Genomic DNA, 25747 nt, shown 5'->3' with positions numbered 1-25747 from the left:
AGGAATCGAACCCCTAGGGACACGGCATTGCCGTGCCTGTTTATCAAATTCAAAGGGTTGATTAACACGATATCTAGCAAATAAGCCAGAGCTAGCCTAATCAATGATAAGATAAAACTTTGTCGCCGGATGACCCTTGCCCAGCCGACAGAAACTCATTGAATCGGCAACATCGGGGAATTGAAATCTGAACGTCCCTTTTTTGTCAGCAGGCTTTCTGCCAAGGTAGGAAGAGGCAAGGAGATATCCACATAAAGCTCACCCATTCTCGGTTTCATCGTTTACATGAATATTCTTAGTAACCTGCTTTCCAAACCTGCCCAGCCGTCTCGCCCGAAAAAACAACGTCGGGGCATCGAAATTAAATCCGAGTCTGAACTTACTATTATGCGGCAGGCGTCTAAAATAGTCGCTACCGTTCTCAAAGAAATTTCCGAACAGGTTAAACCGGGGATGACGACGGCGGATTTGGATGCTCATGCCGAAAAGCGCATCCGCGAAATGGGAGCAACGCCGAGTTTTAAAGGATACCACGGCTTCCCGGCTTCAATCTGTTCCTGTCTCAACAACGAAGTGGTGCATGGAATTCCCAGTCGCAAAAAGGTGATTCGGGCGGGGGATGTGCTGAAAGTTGACACGGGGGCGTACTATGAAGGCTTCCATGGCGACTCCTGTATTACCATTGCCGTGGGTAATGTTAAACCCAACGCCGCCAAGTTAATAGAAGTCGCCGAAGCCGCACTGTATAAAGGAATCGAACAGGTAAAAGCGGGGAACTCCCTGCTTGACATTGCGGGCGCGATCGAAGATCATGTGAACGCCAATAGTTTTTTTGTGGTGGAAGATTTCACCGGTCATGGCGTGGGACGCAATCTGCACGAAGAACCCTCTGTGTTTCACTTCCGCACTCGGCAAATGCCCAATGTAAAGTTACGGGAAGGGATGACTCTGGCAATTGAACCGATTATTAATGCAGGTTCCAAGTTTACCCGTATCTTATCGGATCGTTGGACTGCCGTAACTGTCGATAATGCCCTATCCGCTCAGTTTGAGCATACCGTATTGGTGAGAGCAGATGGATACGAAATTTTAACTGACCGCAGCAAAGTGTGAATCAGTCGAGTTAAGATAGATCAACTCAAAACTTAGCCAGGGCGGGTTTAGGCACATCTGGGTTAATCAGAAACGATAGTAGTAAAACCCGCCCCTAAACAAATCGGTTCGGGCGGGTTTAGTCACATCTGGGTTAATCAGAAATGATAGTAGTAAAACCCGCCCCTAAACAAATCGGTTCGGGCGGGTTTAGTCATATCTGGTTTAGTCAGAAATGATAGATAATAATGAAACCCGTCCCTACACAAACACCAGGTTCCCTGAGCCTAGCGTTGGGTCAAAACTAATCGACATCCTAGAGGTATAAAATGTCGGAAATTGTGTCGATTCACTCATTCCGTGGTGGTACGGGCAAATCAAATGCTACAGCGAATCTAGCCGCGACTGTTGCTAAAGCTGGATATCGAGTCGGTATTGTTGATACTGATATCCAGTCTCCTGGCATTCACGTTCTTTTCGGCTTCGATGAGAACAAAATGAAAAACGCCCTAAATGATTACTTGTGGGGGCGTTGTCAAATTCAAGATGCGGCGTATGATGTCAGTTCTATCCTGGGAGAAAACCGCAAAATCAATAGCAAAATCTATCTGATTCCGTCCAGTATTCGCATGGGAGAGATTACCAGGATTTTGCGAGAAGGGTATGATGTGAATATGCTGATTGACGGGTTTGAGGACTTAATTCAAGCCTTAAAACTAGACTATCTCTTCATTGATACTCACCCTGGTTTAAATGAAGAAACCCTACTATCTATCACCATCTCTGACGTATTGCTAATTATTCTACGTCCAGACCGCCAGGACTTTCAAGGAACGGCTGTCACCGTTGATGTAGCACGTAAGTTACAAGTGCCTAAATTATTGTTAATGGTAAATAAAGCCCATGAAGCCCTTGACTTTAAGGCATTAGAGCAAGATATAGCACAAACCTATCAGGCTACTGTTGCAGGTATTTTACCCTTATCGGAAGAGATGATTCAACTCGCTAGCGGTGATGTCTTTTGCGTCCGCTTTCCAAGTCACCCTTTAAGCCTAGAAATGAAAAAAGTGGCACAGCAAATTATGACGTAATTAAAAGGCGGTTCGTAGTTGCGCTTTAGCGCTAAAAATCCTATCACTGACGGCAAACCCTAAAGTCAGTACCCTTTCCATTAAATAAGTACCATTCAGAGTCGAATGTCACGCTGATTATAGGCTGGTGGGCAATGCCCACCCTACCAGATATCAAGGTTTTGCTACAAACTCTAAAGTCAGCGAGATTTAAACTAAATAAGTACCATTCAGGTTAAGTCTAAGGTGGGGAATCTACGCATTTTTATGTGATTTTTCAGCAAAATAAGTTGTTTTACTCGGTTGTCTAAAATGAACTGAATCGCCCCTATAATGTCAGAAAAAGACATGAATATGAGAATTACCAACCTAAGGGTTGATAACTTTAAATCACTCGTTGATTTTGATTTGCCTTTAGCCAAATTCAACTGTTTAGTTGGACTGAATGGTTCAGGTAAATCAACAGTATTACAATTCTTTGATTTTTTATCTCAACAGGTTAAAGGCGATGTAGACGATTGGTTAAAAAAACGGCAGTGGGAACCCTCCGATATTAATTCAAAATTAACTCGCAAAAATAACATTGATTTTGAATTGACTCTTCTCCATAATGAAAATTTTGAGATTAAATGGTCTGCCAGCTTTAACCGGACAACATTGCGTTGTACTGCTGAACGTATAGATTGGAATAAAAATTTAATCCTAAAAGTAGAAGATGGAAAATATAATATCTGGACTTTGACTAAGCAAGAGCGGGAGAACAAATTATCTGGAACTATCACATTTGATTATCAAGGCTCATTACTATCACAGATTAAAGAATCTCAATTAACTACACAAACCCTTGAACTAAAGAAATTTTTTGCAGAAATAAATGCATTAGATCTTTTGGCTCCTGAGTTGTTAAGGCAGCGTACACGAGAAGCAACAAATAGTTTAGGATTGGGTGGTGAACGTCTTTCAGCCTTTCTCTATGAAATAGGGGAAGCCAAACGAGACGATATTAAACAAACAATGACTAAAATTTATCCAACAATCAAAAAAATTGATGTAGAAAAACTGCGTTTTGGCTGGAAAAGACTTCTAGTTGAAGAGGAATTTAAAAAGACTCTATTAAAGACAGAAGCACGCCATGTAGCTGATGGTTTTTTGCGTATGCTGGCGATTTTGGCGCAACTGTCTAAAGAGCAAAGTTTTTTGTTGCTTGATGAAATAGAGAATGGTATTAATCCAGAACTTATTGAGTTTCTCGTTGATAGCTTAGTTCAATCTCCTCCACAAGTGCTAGTCACAACTCATAGTCCAATGATTTTGAATTATCTCGAAGATGATATTGCCACTGCCGGTGTAATTTACCTATACAAAACGCAAAATGGCTCGACACAAGCTGTGCGACTCTTTGATATTCCTTCTATGCGAGAGAAATTAACGGTTATGGGTCCAGGGGAAGTTTATGAGGATACCTTATTAACTCAACTTGACCAAGAAATCAATAGCCTAAAACAAACAAAGTAATGTCAGGGATTTTGGTGATGTTCTTATTATTAAGTGGAGAAGGATCATCTGATATAGGCACTCAGGAGGATAAAATTGGATCAATGACTAAATTTATTGATCGTTGGATCATGCGACGTAGCGATTACTCCTTAATTGATATAAAGTGTTATAAAATTGTTTCCAAAAATAAATTAGCCGATATCGCTAAAACTAGGCTAAAGCCTCTTTCCAGAAAAGGAAAAAAGCACAAGAAAGAAACAGGGTATTTCTATAAAAATGCCAGAGCTTTAGCTTTATTAGCAAAGGAAGAAAGCTGTCAACAAGAAATAGAAGTAATACCAATTTTGTTTAGAGATGCAGACGGTACTGCAAGCTCTGATAGAGGAGAATGGCAAGATAAATGGCAATCTATGTTGAAGGGTTTTGAAGCTGAACAACTTTTAAATGGTGTTCCAATGATTCCCAAACCCAAGTCTGAAGCTTGGATTTTGTGTGCCTTGCGTGAGCGTTATCAAAATTGCCAGCCGCTTGAAAATGAGTCAGGTAATGATGATTCACCTAACTCCTTGAAAAAACAGTTAGAGGAACATCTCGGTGAACCAGCAACAAGAGAGTTACTGAATGATGAGATTGATCAAGGCAACCTAGATATTAGCAAAATAGTAGATATGCCTAGTCTTACAGCATTTAAAGACAGATTAGATGAGGTATTGAATAATCTTGGATTACCTCAGCAGGATTATTGACCGATTTGAGTAAAGGGCGACCCGATCAAATTGAGTGGATATAGTTGTTAATTGGTGCAAGCGGGTCGCCCCTACAGGAGGACTAAAGGTGACATATTCTCAATTTATTCTATTGTTTGCGTGTCTTTAGAAAGGAGAAGAAAGCAGCTATCGTAACTGGAGTTCCTGCAACAAATTATTGACCCAAAGGGTATCTGCTTCTGACAATGAAGGTATCGGCTCTCGACTATAATCAATGGTGTAATCATAACCGGCTCGGTCGTAAACCTGATGCAGCAATGCTTGTAAATCCACTACAGGTTCTCTATCGTCTTCGCGCAGAGGTATCGGAAACGCGGGAATTGGCTGCGGCAAATTAAAGGCATACAAATCTGCTTGAGGACGACGTTCTTGACGACTGATCAAAACTCGATAATCTGACTGAATTGTATTATTTAATAGCGGCATGGGTTGCCATTGCCGCAGTAAGTCAATTTCAATTAAATGGGTCAAACTCCCAAACATTTTCTGCCGTTTTTTAACGTAGGTTTCTCGTCCTTCTCCAGCACGTTTGTTGACGGGGGAGAGAATTTCAATGGCTGTCACGACTTGCCCTGTGATTACATCTCGCACTTCTAGATATGCTTGTTTGATTTGTTCGGGTATGGGTACAATTACAGTGGTTGGTTGTTCGGCAGGTGGGGCAACAGCGACTGTTGATTCCTGGTTATCGGGATCATTCGGTTTTCTGTTGACTGTAACATCAGGAATCCCTAGCAAAACTCCACTATCCCCATCGGTTTGGTTAATCTGATAAATGCGCTTTTCAATCGCGACTCGGTACTTAGGACGAACTTGGGGAACTAGAACATCAGAAATTGCTACAATCAAGCGATTGTGAACTTCCACCCAAAAGTCAGGATGTTCTAAATAAGGATTCATGCCGGGAAATGGAGAAGGCATATTAATTCGTCATTCGTCATTCGTCATTTGTACAAGAGTGCAGATTTATTCATATCTGGGTGAACTAAGTAAAGGAATACAGAGAAGCTAAAATTGTATCTATGGCACTCCGTAATGCAGTTGCTGCACCAGCACTCATATCACGGGGAACACAGACACGATTTCTCAAATAGGAAAGAGTAATTGCTCCTATCGCTTCTGTCGAAGTACCATCCCCCTCCTTTGTATTAACAGGTTTACTAGAGAGTAAAGCCGTATTTTCATTCACCAGATAATTGGCAACCAATTTGAGATAAAAGTCAACATAGTCCTCCAGCATCGGTAAAGTCTCTGGATTAGTCCACGCGGTTATCCCAGAATTTTTGAGAATATCGGCGATCATAATTTTGTGGTTATCACTCAATCGAGCAGCGGCTTCCCATCGTCCTTCATTTGTCTGAGTGGTTTCAGTTTGGGGGACAGTTGTGTGTCCCTGGCTTATTGGTTGTAAGCCAAAGAGTTTTTGCATGACTAAATTGTTGGTTCTATCATCCGGTTGTACCTTCTGATACGCCGGACGCTGATAGATGGCGTTAAACCAGCGCCGTAGATTCGGGAACCGTTCATTTTCCCGTAACTGATAGCCTCGGAATAGGGGTAAATTGGCATCCAAACGCTTTAAAGCTGGTGTATACATAATATCCACCAAGCTAAACTCTGGCAGAAAGTATGCACCTGTATATTGACCTAAAGCCTGTTCAACCTCATCTAATTTCGTTTCAAATTGTGTCCGTAAAACGTCTAAATCGACTTCAGGTTCGTCTTGAGCATTAGACGTGAATGGTTTACCTCGGAGAAATTGGAAGCCCGCTTTGATAAACTCCCCTGTATCACAGGCTTCTATCATCTCCAAGGCAATGGTTTTTGCTGCTGGTTCTTGAGGTAATAACGGCAAAGCTGCAAATTTTTCCTCTAAGGCTAAGAGGATACTTTTTGACTCATAAACCAATTCCCCAGAAATTTTCACCGCCGGGACAAGTCCTGTCGGCACCATATCTGTGTACCATTTGGGCTTGTTACGCAAGTCGATTAACTCAACATCAAAGGGAATTTCTTTTTCTTCTAAAGCAAACCAAACTCGCTCACAGAAGGGACACCAGGCATTGGTATCCCGATACAGTAAGACGGGCGCTTTTTGCCCGTGAGTAATTTGCTCAAGATGAGTCGAAATGGATACAGTCGAAGGACTTTTGCCCGGTCTAAGTTCCCATTTGACTGATGCTTTCGGTTTGGCAAGTTCCAAGAGTTCTTGCCAACTTTTTAAGGTTTCCTGAACTAACATATTCCATCACCTTTCTTAAATGCCTAAACGTTGATAAATCTCGTCGAGATGGCGAAAATGATGTTGGGGATTAAAACAGTCCTCAATTTCATCCGGTGTTAGCTGACTTTGAACACGATCATCTTGGGCGATGAGTTCCCGGAAATTTCCCCCCGGTTGATTCCATGCCTGATGAGCGCAAGACTGGACAATACTGTAGGCGTCTTCTCGACTGGTTCCCTTTTCTACGAGAGTTAACATGACTCGTTGACTAAAGATTACGCCTCCATACCGATTCAGATTCCGCTTCATGTTTTCCGGGTACACCAATAGGTGTTTGACTAAATGAGTCATTTCATGAATCATAAAGTGGGTCAAAATGCAAGTATCGGGCAGGATAATTCGTTCCACAGAGGAGTGAGAAATATCTCGTTCGTGCCATAGTGCCATATTCTCCAATGCCGCGATCGCATGACCCCGAAGAATCCGCGCCATCCCGCTTAGGCGTTCAGACCGAATCGGGTTACGCTTATGAGGCATGGCGGAAGAACCTTTTTGTCCTTTGGCAAAGAATTCTTCAACTTCTAAAACATCGGTGCGTTGTAAGTTGCGAATTTCTACTGCAAAGCGTTCCAAAGACGCCCCTAACAGGGCAAACTGCTGGACAAACTCACCATGACGATCGCGCGAAATAACCTGAGTTGATGCCATATCTGGATCAAGTCCCAGCTTCTGACAGGCGATCGCTTCCACACGGGGGTCAGTATTGGCGTAGGTTCCCACTGCACCTGAAATCTTACCCACAGAAATATGTTGACGCAAATTCACCAGGCGATCGCGGTGTCGCAGAATTTCCGCCAACCACCCAGCCAGCTTAAAGCCAAAGGTAATCGGTTCCGCATGAATTCCGTGCGATCGCCCAATCATCACGGTGTAGCGATGTTGTTGCGCCTGATAGCGAATCGCTTGAATTAGTTGCTCCAAGCATTCCACAATTAAATTTAGACTGGCAACCAGTTGTAATGCCAAAGCCGTATCTAAAACATCAGAACTGGTTAATCCCAAGTGGATGTAGCGCCCCACATCCCCCACATACTCATTCACATTCGTCAGGAATGCGATCATATCATGACGGACTTCCGCCTCAATTTCCAAGATGCGATCGACGTCAAAATTTGCCTTCGCTTTAATTTCCGCAACCGCATCCGCCGGAATCTCACCCAATTCCGCTTTTGCCTCACAAACTGCAATTTCCACCTGTAGCCAGGTTTTGAACTTATAGGTATCCGTCCAGAGTTCGCCCATTTCAGGCAAGGTATAGCGCTCGATCAATGCCTGTATTGCCCAATACAACCGTCATATTGTACAACTGTGCTTTGGTTTATTCCATTTTTTTGGCAGTTGGATTGTAAAAGCTTTGTAATTGGGTGATATAAGTCCGCCTTTCTGGACAGGTATCTTTAGGACTTGCAGGATAAACTAGCAAAAGTACCTATTGCAATATTTCCATGTTTGATCTCACTTCCATACTTGAATTCTCCCGCGCCCATTGTGTGGCGATTTGTGGGGGATTAGTTCCATTGAACTTACTGCTGACGCTACAGACGATGATTTTGACGGGACTCCAGCGCTCTCAACGTCAGGTGCGGTTAGCTACTGTACTTGCTTATATTCCGGCTGGGGTGATGGTTCTCCATGTTTGGACATGGTTGATGATTGGGGTGGTGATGGCGCCCACGTTCATCTTATTAGGGTTAGCGTGTATCTGTGTGGGGATTAATGCCTGGGCAAGTCTTTCCCCGCAAACGATGGCGGGTTTCCTGCGAGGAGGGTGGTTCTGGGTGATGAGGCGTATCCACCATTCTGGTAAGGGGAATGATTCTGTAGTTGTTCCTTAAGTTCAAAGGTTTAAGGGGTGACACGATAGCTAAATAAGGATGCATCTTCCCGACACCCTACCCCCTACACCCCACACCCTACCTATCCTTCACGTCCCTTGTCACCCCTTCAGGTTCAAAGAACAAGATCCCCGATTTCTCAGAGAAGTCGGGGATTTGGCTGGTGCTGGCGGGAATCGGCGCTAAAACGCAACTACGAACGGGAGAGCTTTGTGAAATTTTGATAAAGTTGCTTGGGTCTTCATCCAATCTTCATATAATCTCGGCATTTTCTGTATCAATCTTTACACAAGCTTCATAAATTTGAAGCTTTATCAAATTAATATCTATATATAGAGATAAATTTATATCAGCTTCAACGAAAGCTTGTGATAATGAATAAAGTTATGAAATCTACTCAAGCCTTCTCGATGGCGGCTGTAGTAGGAACGATAGCCGCTACTACATTAAGTGTTAATCCAGCCAGTGCTGTTTCAGTTACCCTTGGAGGAGTCAAAGGAAATTCTAATGGCACTACAGGTCTTTTCTACAATCCTAATATTGTATCTGGAAACGTCACGACTATCGATTTCAATGACGCTTCGGCGACCTCTGGAAATAAAGTCAATGTTAGTAGTGTAAATCAAAAGGGAGCCACTTACAATCCTGGTGATGCTGTCGTTGTCGTTAACCACAACGGTAATGCTATTCTTCCGGGTCCGAATAACACAGCGCTCGGTGTGTCTCCCTTCGCTGGTCCGGATAAAAACACTTCACCTTACTTAACACTTCCGACATCGCCATCACAAGGTCCTAGCTCTGTCACGATTACATTACCTAAGCTATCTGACTACTTTGGTCTACACTGGGGTTCCCTTGACGCGACTAATCAAATTGAATTTTTCAATGGGGGAACAAGGGTTGGACTGTTTACCGGACAAAACTTAGCGGATCTGTTCCCAAATAATATAGTCGTCCAACCCGGACCACAAAACCAAGACAATCCACAGAGTAATCCCTACATTAACTTCTTTGCTGACGGACAATTGTTTAACGAAGTTGTACTCAGTGAAACGGGTTCAGACGTTAGTGTTGCCTTTGAAACCGACAACCACGCCTTTCGTGCTGTTCCCGAACCTCTGACCATTCTAGGTTCCGGCTTGGCGTTAGGATTTGGCGCTATCTTCAAGAAACAACAGTCACGGCGTCGCCAGTAGATTCACTCCTTTCTCATCACGCTGGCTTCTTTGTAGAGACGTTGCATGCAACGTCTCTACAATGCTGTGTGGATGACTGAAACGGATGGATAAACATCAGAGTTTTATTTAGATCCCCGACTTCGCCCAACCAATAGTAATTCTCCTTTTACCAAATCTTTATATAAACACTGATATCAAGACAGCTATCTTCACTGAAGCTTCACCTAAAAGCCAGCTTTATTAAATTAACATCTACCTAGAGGAACAAATAAAGTTCTCTTTATAAAGACTAGATGAGCTTGCTAAACCGATGACAATGAATAAGGATGCATCAATCATCACTACCGTGGCTGCTACAGCAACCGCTATGATAGGGGTTATTTCTCTCAGTGGTTTTACAATTACCACGGGCGGTGAACTCAAAGGTAACCCAGCCGGAAGTGAAGGACTGACTACCAGTAGACCTGGTGCTGTGGTGATTGATTTCAATGATGCGCCTGACCTTGACTTTACAGAGGTTGGTGCTGTTAATCAAAAAGGAGCAACGTACTCTCCAAACGACGCATTAGTGATTAACAACGGTGGCGAACTTGTAGAAACAAAAGGGGCAGTTCCCTTTTCCGGTTCAACCCAAAATAACACGTCAGCTTACTTGTCACTACCGACCAATTCTCCGGATGATGAAGACATCGAGCAAGTCTCAATTCAGTTACCTAAACCCTCCAGCTATTGGGGGATGCACTGGGGGTCTATGGATTCGAGTAATCAAATTGAATTTTTCCGAGGTGATACCCGTTTAGCCCGGTTTACGCCTGATGATTTTGTCGGTTTGGGAGTGAGACCTGGCGTTGGGGGAGATAATCAAACAGAGGAATCTAACAATCCTTATATGAATTTCTCGGCTGAGGGATCAGATCAATGGTTTGATAAGGTTGTGTTGACTCAACTGGGTGATGATGAAACCCTCGCCTTTGAAAGCGATAACCACGCTTATGATGCAGTACCTGAACCCCTAACGATTCTGGGATCAGGGTTGGCTTTGGGATTTGGCGCTTTGTTCAAGAAACAACAGTCACGGCGGCGTTAGTCAATTCATTCCTGTCTCATAACCTTTACCTCTGTGTAGAGACGTTGCATGCAACGTCTCTACAATGTTGTTGGGATGACTTCACAGCCAGAGGTTTACCTAGGATGAACCATCAACGATAAGCTATAAGCTTAGGAGAGTATTCCACACAACGAAGAACTGCTTTAGAGTATCACTTAGAAGCAGTGCCACAGTCTCACAATAGGCGATGACCACATTACTAACGCTTTTTAGCAAACAACGGCAGGAACTGCAAGGCGCGATCGATAAAACCACGAATCCAGAACAGGTGGTGATGCTGGTGCAAAACCAACTCAATACTCTGGAAAGCAGTTACATTGGGGGACTGAGTGTCTCTCAAGTGCGTCTGGCGGCTTTTTTCCTGGATGCACTGCGCCAGTCTGTGGCGACGCTAGCAGCAGCGAATCCAACCAACCCGATGCGGGTTACCCCCCCAGAATCGGAGTCAGAGGACCAAACAGGGAGACAGTTGTCTCCCAAACGCCTGATTCTCAAAGTTCTTCAGGGACTTCTCTGTATCGGTATCTTGGATTCGCTGTTCAACTTGAGTTCCGATGCGCCCGGAGTGTGGTTAGATATTTTGCTGATGGCGTTGTTGGTTGGGCTTGAGGTTGTCTCTCAACTGGATAAAAGTTCTCTAGAAAACCCTACAGACACACCTGAATCAACCGCCTCTCAGCTTACCCTACGAATCGATAGTCAAGTCTTGTTAGACAATATAGCCGAGGCGCTCAACACCATTGATTTAGCCGTTGCTCAAGCCCAAGATGGGAAGAAAACCGTCGAGGCGAATGCAATTGAGGAACAACCCGAACTATTAAATCTGCTACAACGGTTGATAGGCGCATCATTTCTAGAAAAGCCCCAGATGGCGCTAGAACTGACTAAACTTATACCCCAAATTTTGGTTGAGCAGGGGATTGAAGCCAAACTCTATCAACCGGATGATGTCAAGAGTCACCGGGAGTATTTTGACTTCGAGCCAAGTATCAACCCCAATGCTAACGAGTATATTACAATTGCGCCCGCTTTAGTCAAAGGCGATCGCCTATTGCGGCGGGGACGGGTAATTGAACCGAGACGTTAATAAATAATTAATTATGACTGATGTAGTTTCTTTGACCAACTCTGAACACAACGAAAGTATTTCAACCCTAAACAGGTCCCCATTATCTCCTATTATTCCAGATAATATGCACGTTTTAGAGACCATTGGATTTGATTTAGGACACGGTGAAACAGCCGTGGCTAAAGCGCTAGTGGAGAGCATTGACCCCCCAGAAATGCTGGAGGTGAATAATAAGAAAGTGCAAATTACTGCCTTAGGCTGGCATCCGGATCTGGGTTATTTGGTGGGGGAACAGGCTTTAATTCAAGTGGGTGTAACTCAACTGGATATTGCCTTTAAACAAAAACCGAATACGGATCTAGATTACCGTAAGACTATCCGTCATTTTCTAGAAACCTACTACAGACTTTTGCAAAAAAGCAAACAACTGGAAGGGGAAGAAAAGAGTCATTTTTTCGTCGGTTGTCCATCCGGCTGGTCAAAGCGCGATCGCAATGATTACCAAACCATCTGTAAAGCCGCCGGAATTCCCCGCCTCAGCGTGGTTCCCGAATCACGGGCGGCATTTATGCAGGCAAAGGAAGCGGGGAAGTTGGACTATGATAAGCTTAAATCGGCGGTACTAATTATTGATATTGGCTCGTCTACAACTGATTTTACGTTAGTCAAGAGTTTACATGAAATACCTCTGGATTTTGGTAGCAATACCTTAGGTGCCTTCCTGATTGACCGAGCAATTTTTGAGCGAACTGTGGCGAACTATGAAGATACCGCCTTATTAAAATGGGTGTTTGAGGAATATCCCCATCATAAATCCCGTTGTCTACTGGCTAGCCGGAAAGCCAAGGAAGATTATTTTTCTAACGAACCACTCTACAGCCATCCCCAATCCTTTGCCCGTGGCTTTGAATCGATTAACGAACAGATTTATTTTATTCCCCAAGTCAATAAAACCGTCATGACGGAGATATTAAACCAACCGTTAACGGAATTAGAGGGAAAAAGTTGGATTGAATCCTTTCGAGAGTCAGTCATAGAGGCAAAAGAAACTCTAGCGAAACAAGGAATAACTCCAAAAGTTATATTAATGACAGGGGGTGCATCACGGATGCAATTTACCCGTCAGATTTGTGAAGAAATTTTCCCCGAACCTGCCACCCAGGTGCGTCCTGATCCTGAACCAGAACGGTGTATCGCTCTAGGATTAGCACGAGTTGGACGGTGGGATTTACGGGCGGAAGCGTTTAAAAAAGAAGTGGATCAACGGTTTGATTCTGAGAAACTCAAATCGATTATTGAACGCCATATTCCTGAGTTAATTGAACTGCTGATTAAACCGCTATCCCAGGGGTTAATTGACAACGCGGTTAAACCCAGTTTACAAGACTGGCGCATGAATAAAATCCGGACATTAGGTGACTTGGAAACTCGGATGAAGCAGAAGGCGGAGGCGTGGATTAAGAATGATTCTCTGGGGAATAATGGCACTGAATCCGCCCGACAGATTGTCAAAAATCAATCAATCACCTGGTTTAACAGCAAGATTCAACCCGAATTATCAGTAGAAACTGATCCAATTTGTCAAAGATATCAGATACCCCGAAGTAGTTTACGATTTGAGGAAGGGATTGATCCGGATGTGGTTAATCCCGAAATCTCCGTGGGCGATGCTATCTTGGCGGATACGGTTTTATTAATTGTTAATCTCGTGATTGGTGGAGGAACGGTTGGGGGGATTATTGCCTTGATTTTAACTGGGCATTTGGCTTGGCCCCTATTAGTCATTTATGGGATTTCGGTACTGGCGGCTGGTGTGGAAATCACGCGCAGCAAAACCCAGGAAGCGATTAAGACAAAGTTAGATATTCCCAGTTGGAGTCGTCAGTTTCTGTTGAATGATAATAAGATTAACTCGACGTGCGAGCAAATGAAGCCGGAGTTAGAGAAGGTGTTTCGAGAACAATTGATTGAGAATCAGGAGGCGTTTGATGAATTGATTAATAAGGTGGGGAGAGAGTTGAAGAAAGCGCTCAATGCAAAGGCGCAAGAGGCAGTAATTTTAATTCAGTAGAGAACCCTAGGAAATAATAATCACGCATTCGTTGAAGTTTAAAGAAAATTTGTAGGGGCGGGTTTAGGGACAATTTGCAGGGGTAGGTTTAGAGACAATTTGTAGGGGCGGGTTTAGGGAAAATTTGTAGGGGCGGGTTTAGGAACAATTTGTAGGGGCGGGTTTAGGGAAAATTTGTAGGGGCGGGTTTAGGGATTCAATTAGATAGTTACCGATAAATGAACAACAAAACCCGCCCTCCTACGATAACGGAACAACAAAACCCGCCCTCCTACGATAACGGAACAACAAAACCCGCCCAGATTAACCATAGCTGAAAATAAATTTGATAGGTTTTCCGGGCGCACGTCTGTGCGCCCCTACGATGGTAAAATAGATTTTACAGGTTTTGAATTCGTCATAGAGATGATAGGGATGGCAAAGGTTGTAGGGGCGAGTCGCTGTTCAAATATAGCGGTGTGAAGATTAACTTGTCTCGACTCGCCCTGGTCTCAATGTACGCCGTGTCAGATAATTACTGATACTTGATGCAGGGCGACCCGATAAAATTGATGGATGGGTTATGTTGATTTTGTACGGCGGGTCGCCCCTACAGATATCTTGACCAATAACGCTAAGCTATTATATAGCCTCACACTCCAAATCTTGCGTGAACAAGGATTGAGGTGAAATTTGCTAGTCAGATGTGCCAGATTAGTCTCTACATGATATCTTGTGACAGCTATCGGCTATTACTCAACGTGATCACAAATGAAGTCTTATGGTTGAAACTCTAAAAGCCCAAAGAATAGATTTACGCTACCTAATTGACAACTTCGGTCTTCAGCGCATTCGGGATGACCAGTTTTTTGGGGAATGGCAAACTAATCTCCCTGAATTAACGGATATAGAGAAACAAGAACTTGATCGGGTGCAGGAGGGATATTTTAATTTAGTCGAATACCCGCCATTGTTAGAGAATGTTGTTAAATTAACAATTGTCAGTCCGCTTTTATTTATTGCGGGTTTATATCTGTCTCCCTTTCACATCAAAGCGGAAAAATCCCTGGAGATTCGAGCAGAGGATGAGAGTGTTGTTATCGAAGGTAGAATTGATATCCTGGTTCTGAGACAAAATTTCTGGGTTACGGTTATCGAATCCAAGCAAACGGTTTTCTCTATCGAAGAAGGGTTAGCCCAAATTCTGACTTATATGCTAGCTGACCCCAACCCGGAAACACCCACGTTTGGCATGATTACCAACGGCGTCAATTTTAGGTTTGTCAAGTTAGTTCGAGAAGCAACGCCGAAGTATGCGTTATCGGATGAGTTTGTGATTGACAATCGAGGGAATGAACTCTACAGCGTTTTGAAAATTATCAAGCGTCTGAGTCAATTAGGGGGTGAATGAGTGAGTTGGTGCGTTACGCTAGCGCTAACGCACCCTACTGGCGGTTATTCGTACACCAAAATAATTGTCATATCAAAGTCTTTTTGAGGTATCTACTGGAGGTGATGCAGCCAGAAACAGTACTATACCTTGAGCGAATTAAGTGTTATCACTTCACTCACCTGCTAGATTCAGAATTCGATTACGAATATCCTCTGAGAGCCACATGCCTGAGTCTTGGAGTTGATCAACCAGTGGTGTAATGATCTCAGTTAAGCCTTGGGATTTTGCTTCCAATAAAACCCTGAGTGTTCCCCAAACAGTTAAGCCGGAAGCTTGAGCCGCGCGTCGTGCTAATCCATCATCTAACAACACAATGCGATTAGGGGTTTCTAGAGCCATTGCCAAAGCTGCAAGCTCACCTCTCCCTAAATCCAAAGTGGTTAATTCAGGTGGGATAAATTGTGGTTCAACGATTTGCAACCAGGGATAGTCATCAGGAACAGGAACATCATAACCCCTCTGTTTTCCTTCTCGTAGCTCAAGCACTACTGCATTCGGAGTCCAGATTGCGTTAAATAGCTCAGGTAGCCAATCCAGGGCATTAATTCGATATAAATACAGCAATGGTGAAGTATTGCTAATCGCTTCAGGCACGCTCGCTCTCCAAGTCTTGTAGTTCCGCCTCCAACGGAAAAACCTGGTAGCGTCCCAGATTCATCAGAAACTCAACCCGCGACATTCCAGCCAATTCTGCTGCTCGACTCGATGAAAAGCGACCCAATTCATATAATTTAACCGCTGCTAAGAGGCACAGTTCACGAGCAAATGCATCTTTATTAGTGTTTTCAGCCTGCAATACTGATTCTGGCACGTTAATCACAATCTGCTGAGTCATCATCTTTTCTGTAGCAACTATTTTGTCTTTAACATAATGTTCACGCTAACCCGCGCTTGTGGGGTTTCGTTCCAAGGGCCCAACCTACAAGTTGGACATACATCGAACCCACAGGACACAATCCTACTACTGCAAGAGTTGCAATATCCCCTGAATTCGCTCAAACGCCTGTTGATACGCCGCCTCATTGCCAGTTCCTTTAGCCAGACTAATCACAATCATATCTTGACCATCGCCACTGGGAAGCACGATATTATCAAACTCGTACAATCGCAGACGTTCCCGGAGAATTCACCCCAGAGGGAGGTTCTGCTTGACAAGCAATAGTCAGTCCCAAACTCACACCGCACAACACTCGACCCAAAAACCAGGGGATGCGATTGTTAGTTATCCATTCGCGCTGAGTTGACATAAATCATCCTTATCTGCCTTTATCTGGTTTTTCTCGCTTGGGTGGTATCTGTCCGGTTTTTTGAGCTTCTAATACAGCTACCTCAATCAGAAAGGCAGCCAAACTCGCTCTGGGTCTGCCTTGGTTGTCTGCCCATTGCTCTAAAGTTTCATAAATATAGTCGGGAATTGTAACGTGAATACGTTTGCTCACTACCAACAGTTGACGTTCATTATCGCTTTTAATCTTATAGGTCTGCACTCGTAAATAGGGCGTTAGCTACAAATTAGCTACAAAAAAAGCCCAAAGTACGCTATAATTTAAGATTATTTATTTTTGTGATATTCTTAAAATGAACGCGAAACGTTCAAAGTCAGAAGCCAGTCCCGCGCCCTGGAAAAGCATCGGACTGGCTCTGGCTCCCACTTACATAGGAGATAATTTCATTATGCTATATCAAGACCGTCTCAAGCCTTGGATTGTGGTTAATCTGCTGCCAAATTTCCAACGAGTCGTTATGGGTCGATATCGCCGTTGGTCTGATGCCGATGGTCATGTGCGAATTCTGCGACAACTCATTCCGACTGCTCGATTGACCATTATCTTTGACCCAATCGACTAAAACTTTTGTTCAGTCAGCTTTAACTGACTTTAGCTTTGGGTTCCTTGGGTTTGAACCCAAGGCTGTTTATCTTAATATGCATGACATTCAGATTAAATAGGAATATGATGCGATTAGTCTAATCATTCCAGTAAATATAAACAAGTGCAATAAATCCAGATATGAACTTCTTTGAACACATAACCATCGAAGGATACCGTCGCTTGTTTTCTGTACAAGTGGATATGCGCCCTCTAACGGTGATGATTGGTGCCAATGGAGTAGGCAAAACATCTTTTTTGGAGATATTTTCACTCCTAGCCGCGTCAGCAAACGGTCAACTACAATCCACTATTTCCGAATTAGGTGGTCTTCGTGATATTGTGACACGTAACCAGACGGATAGTTTAGCTATCGCCTTGTCCATGTCTGTTCCAGATGAACTCCCCCTAAACTACAACCTCAAAATAAATCTCAAAGGTCAGTTCTATGAAATTGGTCTAGAAACGTTGACTCAACAGCGTGATCCTCATGCCCCACAAGCCTTCAATTACATTGATTCAAGTGGCTTAGATGTCAAATATTCCACGCCACAGGAACGCGGACTATTGCGCCCGAATTGGGAACATAATCCCTTAGAAACATCCCTGTCTCAGGTTCCCAAAATGTATCAACAACCGGAGACATTACGAAAGCGATTAGCCTCCTGTAGTTTTTACCGATCCTGGGAATTAAATGTTGCCCCTAAAAGTCCCGTTCGTTTGCCTCAATCCCTGCGTCCAGCCACGTTACCTGGAGCCAATGGAGAAGATTTAGTCTCCTGCCTTTATTATCTGCGAGAAACCGATTTCGATCGATTTGAAATCATAGAAGATACCCTTTCTGCTGCCTTTCCCGATTTTGAACGATTGAGTTTTCCGCCCGTAGCAGCAGGTACTTTGGCAATGACATGGAAAGATAAAAATTTCTCAGAACCTCTCTATATGCACCAATTATCTGAGGGAGTATTGCGCTTTTTGTGGTTGGTGACACTCCTACAAAGCCGAGATTTAACCGCTGTAACTCTGATTGATGAACCCGAAGTTAGTTTACATCCAGAGTTGCTCCAATTGTTAGCTCATGTCATGCGAGAAGCTGCTCAACGAACTCAACTGATTGTGGCAACGCATTCAGATAGACTCATCCGATTTCTGGAACCGAAGGAAGTATTGGTGTGTGACGCCGAAGATGGATTAACGACTCTAACGTGGGCAGATTCTCTGGATTTAGAGAAGTGGTTGGAAGAGTATAGTTTAGACCAAGTATGGGCGATGAACCTAATGGGAGGGCGTCCATGAAGATTGCAATTTTAGTTGAAGGATCAACTGAAAAAGCGTTTAAGCCAATCCTAATCGAGTTCCTCAAGCGGTATTTACCCCAACAGATGCCCAAACTAAAGTTTGTCACATCTGGAGCGGGTGGTCGTATTCCTAAAGGAAATAAACTCAAACGTCAGGTTGAAAAACTCCTGAGTGGTAAAGATGGTTATGATGTTGTCATTGCACTGACAGACGTTTATACAGATACCAAAGGAATTAGAGATTTTGAAGATGCAGAAGATGCTAAGAAAAAAATGAGGGAATGGGTGGGAAATAACCCTAATTTTTATCCCCATGCTGCGTCCTATGAATTTGAAGCTTGGCTTTTACCGTTTTGGTCAACCATTCAGAAACTGGCTAAACATAATAAGTCGGCTCCCAGTGGCAATCCTGAGAAAGTTAATCATGATAATCCGCCTTCCCAGCGAATTAAAGAAATCTTTGAATTAGGGAAAAGTTCTCGAAGTTATAATAAAGCGCGTGATGCCAAAAAAATCTTAGAGCAAAACGATCTGATGGATGCTATTAAAGCTTGTTCCGAATTAAAAGCTTTTATCAATACAATTCTGTCTTTGTCTGGAGGAGATGCAATCCCGTAGCTGCGATCTCTCTGTCTGAGACTCCTCACCCAATTGCCTTATTCAGTTAATCTGAGACTTTTTTTATAAGCTAAGTACTAGGGCAAGTAGTTTGTGAGCGGCATTCCTCTTTGCTTCTTTTTTTGCCCTTCCACTGCCATCTACTACTAAATTTTGTTCTCTAAATTTACAGGTAGCTCTGATAGTAAATACTGGTAGATGATCAGCACCTTGTTTATATAACTCAATATACTGAGGTGGAGAACTACCATATTTTGCTAGCAATTCTTGTAGAACCGAAATGGGATTTTCTATATCTACAACAGTTGCTTCTGTATTTACCATTTTTGTATTATATGGAGGACTTATTCGATCTAACTCAAATAAGCTTGTAATAACCTCTCTACATTTGGAAAAGCCTTGATCCAAATAAATGGCTCCTATCAAAGCTTCTAGAACATCAGCTATTACTCTATCACTAATTTGCTCTCTACTGCTTGTCGTGGGAATAGTGATCACAGAAATTAAGTTAATTTTCTTAGCTATCAGAGATAAATTTTTATCTTCTACAAGTTGAGATCTAACATTAGTAAACCATCCTGGTTGATCTACAGTAAATTTTCTAATTAAATACTCAGATACCATAAAACCCAGTACCGAATCCCCAAAAAACTCCAGAACTTCATACTGTCGAGTGGTAATTGCCATTCTATATACGTTTAAATCTTTTGGATTTACTTTCAAGTTTATTTGAAGCCACTGACGCAACTCTTGATCATTCATGAAAACTTTTATTCTATTCCTGAAATCTTGTATTTTTCGTATTTTTCTATCCTCAAAACATTTTAGTCTTTTTCTATTCCTCAAATTTATAAAGTTTACCTTATCAGAATTACTCTGTGTCATTTTCCGCCAACCCCTACTTCTATACCAATGAGAGTGTCCCCAGCCAGGAAACACTCTCATTCTACTACAGCGTGCGATCGCGAAGTCCTTCTAAGCGCCTACAGATTCCTTAGCGGCGTACATCACCTCAAGGGTAATTTCACTAAACCCTCGCTCCCGCGCAAATTTCTCTGTATTCCGCTTCACTTTACCGCGCACGAAACCTGGAACCTTATTCAATTCAGTTTGCGCTTCTTTATTCCAATTCAAGTCAGAATCAGCGGAAATCCCTTTAGTAATCACTTCCTTGGTATCATGACCACCGAAGATTTCCAACAGGTGATCTTCCATTCCCAAGGTAAAGGAATTGTACACTAAATCAGCCATTTGATTTGTCCCCTCGTAACCCATGAATGGTTTATAACCAATGGGGAAGTCTTGGATGTGAATCGGTGCAGCAATCACACCACAGGGAATATCTAACCGCTTACCCACATGGCGTTCCATCTGAGTGCCAAAAATAGCAGACGGTTCAATCCGCGCGATCGCATCGCCAATTTTGCCGTTATCATCACTAATTAGGATCTCGTCACAGTACTCGCTTACCTGTTCCTTAAACCAGTCCGCGTCGTACTTGCAGTACGTTCCCGCTAACACCACATGAATCCCCATCTCCCGTGCCAAAATCTTGGTCATCGCGGCGGCGTGGGTATTGTCACCAAAGACAACGGCTTTCTTCCCAGTCAAATTCTGACAGTCAATGGAACGGGAGAACCAAGCCGCTTGGGACACATACAGCGTTTGATTGTTAATATACTCCTCGTAATCAACATCAGCGCCTTGCTCATTGAGTACCTGCTGCATCTTGCGGATACAACGTGCTGTTTCCACTACACCCATCGGCGTGATATCCACATAAGGCATATCGAACTCGGCTTCCAGATAACGCGCCGCCATCATACCGATTTCCCGATAAGGCACTAAATTAAACCAAGCGCGAGGCAAATTCTTCAGATTGTGAACCGAAGCACCTTCTGGGATCACCTCGTTTACTTCAATCCCCAAATCAGCCATTAACCGCTTCAATTCGGTGCAGTCGTGCTGGTTGTGGAAGCCGAGGGTAGAAATGCCAATGATGTTTACTGAAGGCTTTTCTGTCTTCCCTTCGGGTAATTCTCCTTTTTTGTTCGCCTTCTTCAGGTAAAACTGGACAATTTGTTCTAAAGTGCGATCGGCGGCTTGTAGTTCATTCACCCGATAGTGGTTCACATCCGCCAGCATCACATCGCTGTTGGCTTCAAGTTCGGCGCGTTCGACGAAGTTAGCCAAATCTTCTTGGAGAATGCTGGAGGTGCAGGTGGGGGTCAATACAATCAAATCCGGGGTGACTTCCTTATCCTTGCGGACAATATTGTCCACCACTTTTTCCTGAGAACCCCGTGCTAAAACGTGTCGATCTACGATGCTGGCGGTGACTGGGGTGTAGTCTCGCTCCCGTTCCAGCATCGATCGCATCACGTTAAAATAATCATCGCCCAGTGGTGCATGCATGATCGCGTGGACATTCTTAAACGAACTGGCAACGCGGAGAGTGCCAATGTGAGCCGGACCTGCATACATCCAGTAAGCTAATTTCATACGAGTTTCTCCCTTGTATTAGTTGCACAAAGCCCGATTGAGGACGAATGGGCAGTGTTATCGATGAGTCTATATTTTCAAGTCGTTTCTGATTGTCTCAGACTTTTCGCATTTCGTGAGTAGGTATTAACGCGGATTGTCATGGCTGGGAAATCGCCAAAACCCCTTTAGTAACTGGGATTCAGCCTCCAGGCAAAACAACTTCACTGTTGTTTATTGCAATCATTCTTAAACTTTCGCGAAATTCCTCAACGTTCCCGTTGCACGCTTAACAATTCTATGGAGTAATAGCCGATAGGATCTAGGGATAGAGACATCAACAGACTAGCAACAACAGCAATCTATGGTTCAAACTTCTTTCCCACAAGAGTCTTTACCTCCAGCGCTTGAAAGCGGCGATCGCTTAAATCGTTATGAATTTGAGCGTCGTTACAACAGGATGCATTCTCTCAAAAAAGCTGAACTCATTGAAGGAGTTGTTTACTTGCCTGCTGCACTGCGTTTTAGAAGTCATGGTCAACCTCACGCCAATTTAATCTTATGGCTGGGCAATTATCAAGTGGCGACATCTGGGATTGAGTTGGGGATTGAACCTACTGTTCGTTTAGATTTGGACAACGAACCCCAACCTGATGCGGTACTGTTAATTGATGAAAATGCAGGTGGACAAGCCAGACTCAGTGAAGATGATTATATTGAGGGTGCGCCGGAGTTGGTAGCCGAGATTGCAGCGAGTAGTGTGGCGATTGATTTGCATGATAAGAAACGGGCGTATCGTCGTAATGGGGTGCAAGAGTATATTGTTTGGCAAGTGTGTGAACGGAGGCTTGATTGGTTTTACTTGCAACAGGGTGAGTATGTATCGTTACCCGTGGATGACGGGAGTGTGATCCGGAGTCGAGTGTTTCCCGGATTGTGGTTAGCTGCAGGTGATTTGTTAGCGGGAAATATGGCGACGGTGTTGTCGGTGTTGCAAGAAGGTTTAGCTTCACCGCAACATAAAGCCTTTGTTAAACAGTTGACACAGCAATAGGGAAATTAGTTTGCTCACTATAATAGTATTTGTGAAGAAATAGTGAACGTTAAACTAATGTATAACTTGACGGATAGCCAAAAAGAGCTTCTACGATGGTTTGTCAAACAGGTCAATCAAAAACAGCTATCTGAAGAATTTATGATCGGTTGGACTTTTTCGGGTCCATGCATTTCTGGTTACAGTGGACAGGAACCACTACCAGAGATAAAAAAGGGAGCCATTCAAGCGCTTAAAGCGGAGGGCTTACTTTTGAGCGAAGACATAGGCAAGAATGACCTACGATGTACCTTAACTGGCAAAGCTTATAAGGCAGTTAATACAAATTTCGATGCTCCAGATACATCCTTTGTTGAGCATCTAACACCATTAGCAGATATAACTAATCTAGATGAGCAGTTAAAACAGCGATGCTTACCGATTTTAGGTGCTGCAAGTGCTGACCCAAATACATCATGGGACACGGCTGTAAATAATGCTTGTCGAGTTTTAGAAAATCGCCTGAGAGATGTTGGTGGTATATCAGATACTAATTGTGTTGGTCTAGCTCTTGTCAATAATGTTTTTAGTAACAAGGGTACTTTAGCATCCAAACTTCCAGTTGATGCTGAGAGGCAAGGATATCGAGATCTGTATGCAGGGATTGTTGGTGCTTTTCGTAATCCTTCTGCCCATCGTTTTGTCGATCCAACTCCAGAAGAAGGAGGAGCTTTCATTGTCTTTGTAAACCTTTTGCTTAAAAAGTTAGAGGATTTGCGATGATAATCAAGTAGTGTTTGCGCTTTGTCTCGTAAATTACTTTGAGATAGCTTCTTAGCATCCTTCTGAGCCTGTTTTGTGTAGACAAGTTGCCAAGTCACCACTCCAACTCCCGATCGCATTCTTCAATTGGAGTTGCCAAACCCGCACGAATTGATTCCCGCATTCCCGGTATCGAAAGTAGATACAGCGTTTCCTGAATTGCTAACCAATCGGCTTCAGACAGTAAAATCGCATTGCTACTTCCTGAAGTAATCACAATCGGCTCATGGGATTGACTCACGGCATCGATCAAATCTTGCAATTGCTGTTTGGCTTTATGAATAGGGATCATCGACATCAACTTGGTCAAGTTTAAACTACTTACACTTGGATCTATCATATTCATGATTTTAGCGTTCTAGTGGCGAAACGACTTGTCGAGTGGTGCGAAAACGCGGCAATTTACCAGTTATGATTTAACCCTAATGGTTTAATGTGCTGACTTTATTAATTTGCCTTCAACGATTTCAGCAATTGCCTGGGTCGAAATAGTTGGATGTCTTGATAGCGATTAGGATAGTGAATAAACATATAATGTTCGTACTCGTACCAGTGCATTTCACCTTTTTCCCGATTACAACTCCGACAAATAACCCACAGATTTCTAAAGTCTAAGGACAGCCAGGGGTATTGCGATCGCGGAAGTTTGTGATCGATAGTTCTCCCACCCACATGAGCAAATCGGCTACCACAAATTGGACAATGCCAATCCGAGTTGTTTTTCACCCAGTCTTTACTCTCTTGAGTTGTGCCGCATTCAGCACTACCATTGATATAGCGCCAGTAATCAAACTTGCGATAGTCTTCTAAATCTTGGTGAGTTAGTTTATGATAACGTTTTTTACCAACCTTATCGGCTACTTTAAATAGATCTTCGAGATTTTTATACTCAAGGTTCATGATCGATAGGATTGTGACTTAATTTAGCGATTTTTATAGCGAGATTGCCGTGAGGAACGAGATATTTGACTGTAATCAATTACTTCAACCTCCGTTTCTGGAAATTGCTGGTCAACTAAGTCTGATACCGCATTCACTTCCGCCGCCATTTCTTGATTAAAAGCTTCTATTTCTTCAGGCGTTTGGTATTTTTTACCGATGCGATCGGCTTCTAAGAACAATTCTTCTAACGTTGGTTCATCATCCGCGTCAGGCTGATTCAGTAACTCATTAATTTTTTGATAGAGCTGAATTACATTATCCCAGCCAACATTTTTATACCCATTTTCTTTGAGCCAGATTTGATGATTTTTCGGCAATTTACTCCGACGAATTGAATTTGATCGCTGGACTTCGCGATAGCTCATACCGCTAAATGTGCGACTTTGTTTTTTTGGGCTTGCCATACTAATTTGTCCCTACCCTAACGTCCACCGAAACAGTCTAATCAATGCTTTGCGAATCTCGCTGTCCTCATATTCCAACAGCATTTTGGTATCTCGCGCTAACCGCAGTCGAATTTGGTCAACAATATTTTTTAAATCTTTGTTATCTTTTTTGAGTTGTTCGTTAGCGTCAATCAATTCATCGTTGTGAGTCGTTAGGGTTTGTACTTTGCCCGATAATGTCTGATTCTGCTCCGATAACTGCTTAATTTGTTCTTCAAGTTCTTGCTGTTCCTGGGAAAGCCGACCCCTTCGATCTTTGAGCGCTGTGATATCCTTCTCTAACTTTTCATTTTCTATCTGAATAGATTTGAGCTTTTTCTGCGCCTGACTCCGCTGCTGACCAAAGTTACGATTATTTTGGCTAAGTTCTTCATTTTTAGCAATGAATGACTTAACCAACTTGGTTGCAGTCGGTTGGTCTTGTAGCAGGGTCAATAACTGTTCACACTCTACCGCAGATAAAGATTGAGTAATGTTCTTATTAATGCTGTATTTAGCTTTCAGTGCATCTTGAAGAGTACTCTTGGTTGGCATTCACCTTCTCCTTCAGAGGTTTATTTTCACTATACCTCACGCAGCGTATAGCAGAAGACAGCTTTTCAAGGTATGTGGCGCAACGAAGGGAGGTATAGCGCTACGCTAGGCGTGTATTTACACATTAGAAATGGAGGCTTTATCAAGAGTACGTTAGAACGTTTGTACTTTAACTACGCGAGAGCGTACTGCTATAAGTGGTGACTCTTCACTTCGCTAGTCGGGCATGGTGCGTCTGTAGGGGCGGGTTAAGAAACTTCTCGTGAAACGTCAGAATTATCATAGGGGTGGGGAACCCGAAT

At 43.2% G+C, this 25747-nt stretch carries 29 protein-coding genes and 1 pseudogene; 15 read left to right on the top strand and 15 right to left on the bottom strand.

The window, feature by feature from the left end; all coding sequences use genetic code 11:
- The first annotated feature begins 285 nt into the window (after window positions 1-285).
- From map to RIC07_RS27030, 4 genes are all read left to right on the top strand, one after another.
- Complete coding sequence (gene map, locus RIC07_RS27045) at window positions 286-1113, top strand: type I methionyl aminopeptidase (protein WP_446397219.1); 828 nt, start codon at window positions 286-288, stop codon at window positions 1111-1113.
- 308 nt (window positions 1114-1421) lie between these two features.
- Entirely contained in the window at window positions 1422-2183 is a 762-nt protein-coding gene (locus tag RIC07_RS27040; protein ID WP_446376262.1) for a MinD/ParA family ATP-binding protein, read from the top strand.
- 312 nt (window positions 2184-2495) lie between these two features.
- Window positions 2496-3677 (top strand): AAA family ATPase, encoded by a 1182-nt coding sequence (locus tag RIC07_RS27035; protein WP_446397218.1) that lies wholly within the window; start codon window positions 2496-2498, stop codon window positions 3675-3677.
- Window positions 3677-4405 (top strand): hypothetical protein, encoded by a 729-nt coding sequence (locus RIC07_RS27030; protein WP_446397217.1) that lies wholly within the window; start codon window positions 3677-3679, stop codon window positions 4403-4405. The genes RIC07_RS27035 and RIC07_RS27030 overlap by 1 nt, the downstream gene beginning before the upstream one ends.
- A gap of 147 nt (window positions 4406-4552) precedes the next feature.
- On the opposite strand, the gene RIC07_RS27025 is transcribed toward RIC07_RS27030, so the two are convergent.
- The 3 genes from RIC07_RS27025 to purB form a co-directional block, all read right to left on the bottom strand.
- Complete coding sequence (locus RIC07_RS27025; RefSeq protein ID WP_446397216.1) at window positions 4553-5347, bottom strand: DUF4058 family protein; 795 nt, start codon at window positions 5345-5347, stop codon at window positions 4553-4555.
- A gap of 64 nt (window positions 5348-5411) precedes the next feature.
- Window positions 5412-6668, bottom strand: a complete 1257-nt coding sequence (locus tag RIC07_RS27020; protein WP_446397215.1) for a glutathione S-transferase family protein — start codon at window positions 6666-6668, stop codon at window positions 5412-5414.
- A gap of 15 nt (window positions 6669-6683) precedes the next feature.
- Complete coding sequence (gene purB / locus RIC07_RS27015) at window positions 6684-7979, bottom strand: adenylosuccinate lyase (RefSeq protein WP_446397226.1); 1296 nt, start codon at window positions 7977-7979, stop codon at window positions 6684-6686.
- 176 nt (window positions 7980-8155) lie between these two features.
- On the opposite strand from purB, the gene RIC07_RS27010 reads away from it, so the two are divergent.
- The 6 genes from RIC07_RS27010 (at window position 8156) to RIC07_RS26985 (ending at window position 15361) form a co-directional block, all read left to right on the top strand.
- Window positions 8156-8545 (top strand): hypothetical protein, encoded by a 390-nt coding sequence (locus RIC07_RS27010; RefSeq protein WP_446397214.1) that lies wholly within the window; start codon window positions 8156-8158, stop codon window positions 8543-8545.
- Window positions 8546-8931: 386 nt separating this feature from the next.
- Window positions 8932-9741, top strand: a complete 810-nt coding sequence (locus RIC07_RS27005; RefSeq protein WP_446397213.1) for a PEP-CTERM sorting domain-containing protein — start codon at window positions 8932-8934, stop codon at window positions 9739-9741.
- A 292-nt stretch (window positions 9742-10033) separates the two neighbouring features.
- Entirely contained in the window at window positions 10034-10810 is a 777-nt protein-coding gene (locus RIC07_RS27000; protein WP_446397212.1) for a PEP-CTERM sorting domain-containing protein, read from the top strand.
- Window positions 10811-11018: 208 nt separating this feature from the next.
- Window positions 11019-11918: a hypothetical protein gene (locus tag RIC07_RS26995; protein ID WP_446397211.1), complete on the top strand. Its 900-nt coding sequence runs from the start codon at window positions 11019-11021 to the stop codon at window positions 11916-11918.
- Between the two features lie 106 nt (window positions 11919-12024).
- On the top strand, window positions 12025-13971 hold the full coding sequence (locus tag RIC07_RS26990) for an Hsp70 family protein (RefSeq protein WP_446397210.1): 1947 nt from the start codon (window positions 12025-12027) through the stop codon (window positions 13969-13971).
- A gap of 760 nt (window positions 13972-14731) precedes the next feature.
- Window positions 14732-15361, top strand: a complete 630-nt coding sequence (locus tag RIC07_RS26985; RefSeq protein WP_446397209.1) for a type I restriction endonuclease — start codon at window positions 14732-14734, stop codon at window positions 15359-15361.
- Window positions 15362-15514: 153 nt separating this feature from the next.
- On the opposite strand, the gene RIC07_RS26980 is transcribed toward RIC07_RS26985, so the two are convergent.
- The 5 genes from RIC07_RS26980 to RIC07_RS26960 all read right to left on the bottom strand — a co-directional run bounded on the left by RIC07_RS26980 (window position 15515) and on the right by RIC07_RS26960 (window position 16890).
- Window positions 15515-15997, bottom strand: a complete 483-nt coding sequence (locus RIC07_RS26980; RefSeq protein WP_446397208.1) for a DUF3368 domain-containing protein — start codon at window positions 15995-15997, stop codon at window positions 15515-15517.
- Window positions 15990-16241, bottom strand: a complete 252-nt coding sequence (locus RIC07_RS26975) for a UPF0175 family protein (protein WP_446397207.1) — start codon at window positions 16239-16241, stop codon at window positions 15990-15992. The genes RIC07_RS26980 and RIC07_RS26975 overlap by 8 nt, the downstream gene beginning before the upstream one ends.
- Window positions 16242-16364: 123 nt before the next feature.
- Window positions 16365-16508: a hypothetical protein gene (locus tag RIC07_RS26970; protein WP_446397206.1), complete on the bottom strand. Its 144-nt coding sequence runs from the start codon at window positions 16506-16508 to the stop codon at window positions 16365-16367.
- Window positions 16495-16650 (bottom strand): hypothetical protein, encoded by a 156-nt coding sequence (locus tag RIC07_RS26965; RefSeq protein WP_446397205.1) that lies wholly within the window; start codon window positions 16648-16650, stop codon window positions 16495-16497. The genes RIC07_RS26970 and RIC07_RS26965 overlap by 14 nt, the downstream gene beginning before the upstream one ends.
- A 9-nt stretch (window positions 16651-16659) precedes the next feature.
- Entirely contained in the window at window positions 16660-16890 is a 231-nt protein-coding gene (locus RIC07_RS26960) for a ribbon-helix-helix domain-containing protein (RefSeq protein ID WP_446380826.1), read from the bottom strand.
- Between the two features lie 91 nt (window positions 16891-16981).
- On the opposite strand from RIC07_RS26960, the gene RIC07_RS26955 reads away from it, so the two are divergent.
- The 3 genes from RIC07_RS26955 to RIC07_RS26945 all read left to right on the top strand — a co-directional run bounded on the left by RIC07_RS26955 (window position 16982) and on the right by RIC07_RS26945 (window position 19187).
- The gene (locus RIC07_RS26955; RefSeq protein WP_446397204.1) at window positions 16982-17251 is read left to right on the top strand and encodes a hypothetical protein; all 270 of its coding nucleotides are present in this window, start codon (window positions 16982-16984) and stop codon (window positions 17249-17251) included.
- Between the two features lie 161 nt (window positions 17252-17412).
- Window positions 17413-18567 (top strand): AAA family ATPase, encoded by a 1155-nt coding sequence (locus tag RIC07_RS26950; protein WP_446397203.1) that lies wholly within the window; start codon window positions 17413-17415, stop codon window positions 18565-18567.
- Window positions 18564-19187: a DUF4276 family protein gene (locus RIC07_RS26945; RefSeq protein ID WP_446397202.1), complete on the top strand. Its 624-nt coding sequence runs from the start codon at window positions 18564-18566 to the stop codon at window positions 19185-19187. The genes RIC07_RS26950 and RIC07_RS26945 overlap by 4 nt, the downstream gene beginning before the upstream one ends.
- A 63-nt stretch (window positions 19188-19250) precedes the next feature.
- Here the strand turns inward: RIC07_RS26945 and RIC07_RS26940 are convergent, their stop codons facing one another.
- Together RIC07_RS26940 and bchB are read right to left on the bottom strand one after the other, a co-directional pair.
- Complete coding sequence (locus RIC07_RS26940; protein ID WP_446397201.1) at window positions 19251-19949, bottom strand: ribonuclease III family protein; 699 nt, start codon at window positions 19947-19949, stop codon at window positions 19251-19253.
- Window positions 19950-20162: 213 nt separating this feature from the next.
- Window positions 20163-21689, bottom strand: a complete 1527-nt coding sequence (gene bchB / locus RIC07_RS26935) for a ferredoxin:protochlorophyllide reductase (ATP-dependent) subunit B (RefSeq protein ID WP_446397200.1) — start codon at window positions 21687-21689, stop codon at window positions 20163-20165.
- Between the two features lie 343 nt (window positions 21690-22032).
- On the opposite strand from bchB, the gene RIC07_RS26930 reads away from it, so the two are divergent.
- A complete protein-coding gene (locus RIC07_RS26930; RefSeq protein WP_446397199.1) occupies window positions 22033-22722 on the top strand; it encodes a Uma2 family endonuclease in 690 nt (229 codons plus the stop codon).
- A gap of 57 nt (window positions 22723-22779) precedes the next feature.
- Window positions 22780-23484, top strand: coding sequence for a TIGR02391 family protein (locus RIC07_RS26925; RefSeq protein WP_446397198.1), 705 nt, complete (start codon window positions 22780-22782; stop codon window positions 23482-23484).
- A 2-nt stretch (window positions 23485-23486) separates the two neighbouring features.
- Here the strand turns inward: RIC07_RS26925 and RIC07_RS26920 are convergent.
- The 5 genes and pseudogenes from RIC07_RS26920 to RIC07_RS26900 form a co-directional block, all read right to left on the bottom strand.
- Window positions 23487-23582: pseudogene (locus RIC07_RS26920) on the bottom strand (Txe/YoeB family addiction module toxin); the annotation flags it as partial.
- Window positions 23579-23815, bottom strand: coding sequence for a type II toxin-antitoxin system Phd/YefM family antitoxin (locus tag RIC07_RS26915; RefSeq protein ID WP_446397225.1), 237 nt, complete (start codon window positions 23813-23815; stop codon window positions 23579-23581). The pseudogene RIC07_RS26920 and the gene RIC07_RS26915, both read right to left, overlap by 4 nt.
- A 155-nt stretch (window positions 23816-23970) precedes the next feature.
- Window positions 23971-24423, bottom strand: coding sequence for an HNH endonuclease (locus RIC07_RS26910; RefSeq protein WP_446397197.1), 453 nt, complete (start codon window positions 24421-24423; stop codon window positions 23971-23973).
- Window positions 24424-24446: 23 nt separating this feature from the next.
- Window positions 24447-24869 (bottom strand): hypothetical protein, encoded by a 423-nt coding sequence (locus RIC07_RS26905; protein ID WP_446397196.1) that lies wholly within the window; start codon window positions 24867-24869, stop codon window positions 24447-24449.
- Window positions 24870-24881: 12 nt separating this feature from the next.
- Window positions 24882-25445, bottom strand: a complete 564-nt coding sequence (locus RIC07_RS26900; protein WP_446397195.1) for a hypothetical protein — start codon at window positions 25443-25445, stop codon at window positions 24882-24884.
- Window positions 25446-25747: the final 302 nt, after the last annotated feature.

Origin of the sequence: Coleofasciculus sp. E1-EBD-02 (genome assembly GCF_040218245.1) — a bacterium.
In the GTDB taxonomy this organism is placed as follows: domain Bacteria; phylum Cyanobacteriota; class Cyanobacteriia; order Cyanobacteriales; family Coleofasciculaceae; genus Coleofasciculus.
The sequence above is the reverse complement of the archived record's forward strand: the minus strand, read 5'-3'. Positions and strand labels throughout refer to the sequence as shown.

Excerpts from the sequence above, each read along its gene's own strand:
- RIC07_RS26975 (WP_446397207.1), bottom strand. The coding sequence starts at position 16,241 with ATGATGACTCAGCAGATTGTGATTAACGTGCCAGAATCAGTATTGCAG.
- RIC07_RS27040 (WP_446376262.1), top strand. The coding sequence starts at position 1,422 with ATGTCGGAAATTGTGTCGATTCACTCATTCCGTGGTGGTACGGGCAAA.
- RIC07_RS26925 (WP_446397198.1), top strand. The coding sequence starts at position 22,780 with ATGTATAACTTGACGGATAGCCAAAAAGAGCTTCTACGATGGTTTGTC.
- map (WP_446397219.1), top strand. The coding sequence starts at position 286 with ATGAATATTCTTAGTAACCTGCTTTCCAAACCTGCCCAGCCGTCTCGC.
- RIC07_RS26950 (WP_446397203.1), top strand. The coding sequence starts at position 17,413 with ATGAACTTCTTTGAACACATAACCATCGAAGGATACCGTCGCTTGTTT.
- RIC07_RS26990 (WP_446397210.1), top strand. The coding sequence starts at position 12,025 with ATGCACGTTTTAGAGACCATTGGATTTGATTTAGGACACGGTGAAACA.
- RIC07_RS26995 (WP_446397211.1), top strand. The coding sequence starts at position 11,019 with ATGACCACATTACTAACGCTTTTTAGCAAACAACGGCAGGAACTGCAA.
- RIC07_RS26965 (WP_446397205.1), bottom strand. The coding sequence starts at position 16,650 with ATGTCAACTCAGCGCGAATGGATAACTAACAATCGCATCCCCTGGTTT.
- RIC07_RS27005 (WP_446397213.1), top strand. The coding sequence starts at position 8,932 with ATGAAATCTACTCAAGCCTTCTCGATGGCGGCTGTAGTAGGAACGATA.
- RIC07_RS26945 (WP_446397202.1), top strand. The coding sequence starts at position 18,564 with ATGAAGATTGCAATTTTAGTTGAAGGATCAACTGAAAAAGCGTTTAAG.
- RIC07_RS27025 (WP_446397216.1), bottom strand. The coding sequence starts at position 5,347 with ATGCCTTCTCCATTTCCCGGCATGAATCCTTATTTAGAACATCCTGAC.
- RIC07_RS26985 (WP_446397209.1), top strand. The coding sequence starts at position 14,732 with ATGGTTGAAACTCTAAAAGCCCAAAGAATAGATTTACGCTACCTAATT.
- RIC07_RS27020 (WP_446397215.1), bottom strand. The coding sequence starts at position 6,668 with ATGTTAGTTCAGGAAACCTTAAAAAGTTGGCAAGAACTCTTGGAACTT.
- bchB (WP_446397200.1), bottom strand. The coding sequence starts at position 21,689 with ATGAAATTAGCTTACTGGATGTATGCAGGTCCGGCTCACATTGGCACT.
- RIC07_RS26905 (WP_446397196.1), bottom strand. The coding sequence starts at position 24,869 with ATGGCAAGCCCAAAAAAACAAAGTCGCACATTTAGCGGTATGAGCTAT.
- RIC07_RS26915 (WP_446397225.1), bottom strand. The coding sequence starts at position 23,815 with ATGATCCCTATTCATAAAGCCAAACAGCAATTGCAAGATTTGATCGAT.
- RIC07_RS26955 (WP_446397204.1), top strand. The coding sequence starts at position 16,982 with ATGAACGCGAAACGTTCAAAGTCAGAAGCCAGTCCCGCGCCCTGGAAA.
- RIC07_RS26910 (WP_446397197.1), bottom strand. The coding sequence starts at position 24,423 with ATGAACCTTGAGTATAAAAATCTCGAAGATCTATTTAAAGTAGCCGAT.
- RIC07_RS26940 (WP_446397201.1), bottom strand. The coding sequence starts at position 19,949 with ATGAATGATCAAGAGTTGCGTCAGTGGCTTCAAATAAACTTGAAAGTA.
- RIC07_RS26900 (WP_446397195.1), bottom strand. The coding sequence starts at position 25,445 with ATGCCAACCAAGAGTACTCTTCAAGATGCACTGAAAGCTAAATACAGC.
- RIC07_RS26930 (WP_446397199.1), top strand. The coding sequence starts at position 22,033 with ATGGTTCAAACTTCTTTCCCACAAGAGTCTTTACCTCCAGCGCTTGAA.
- RIC07_RS27000 (WP_446397212.1), top strand. The coding sequence starts at position 10,034 with ATGACAATGAATAAGGATGCATCAATCATCACTACCGTGGCTGCTACA.
- RIC07_RS27010 (WP_446397214.1), top strand. The coding sequence starts at position 8,156 with ATGTTTGATCTCACTTCCATACTTGAATTCTCCCGCGCCCATTGTGTG.
- RIC07_RS27035 (WP_446397218.1), top strand. The coding sequence starts at position 2,496 with ATGTCAGAAAAAGACATGAATATGAGAATTACCAACCTAAGGGTTGAT.
- RIC07_RS27030 (WP_446397217.1), top strand. The coding sequence starts at position 3,677 with ATGTCAGGGATTTTGGTGATGTTCTTATTATTAAGTGGAGAAGGATCA.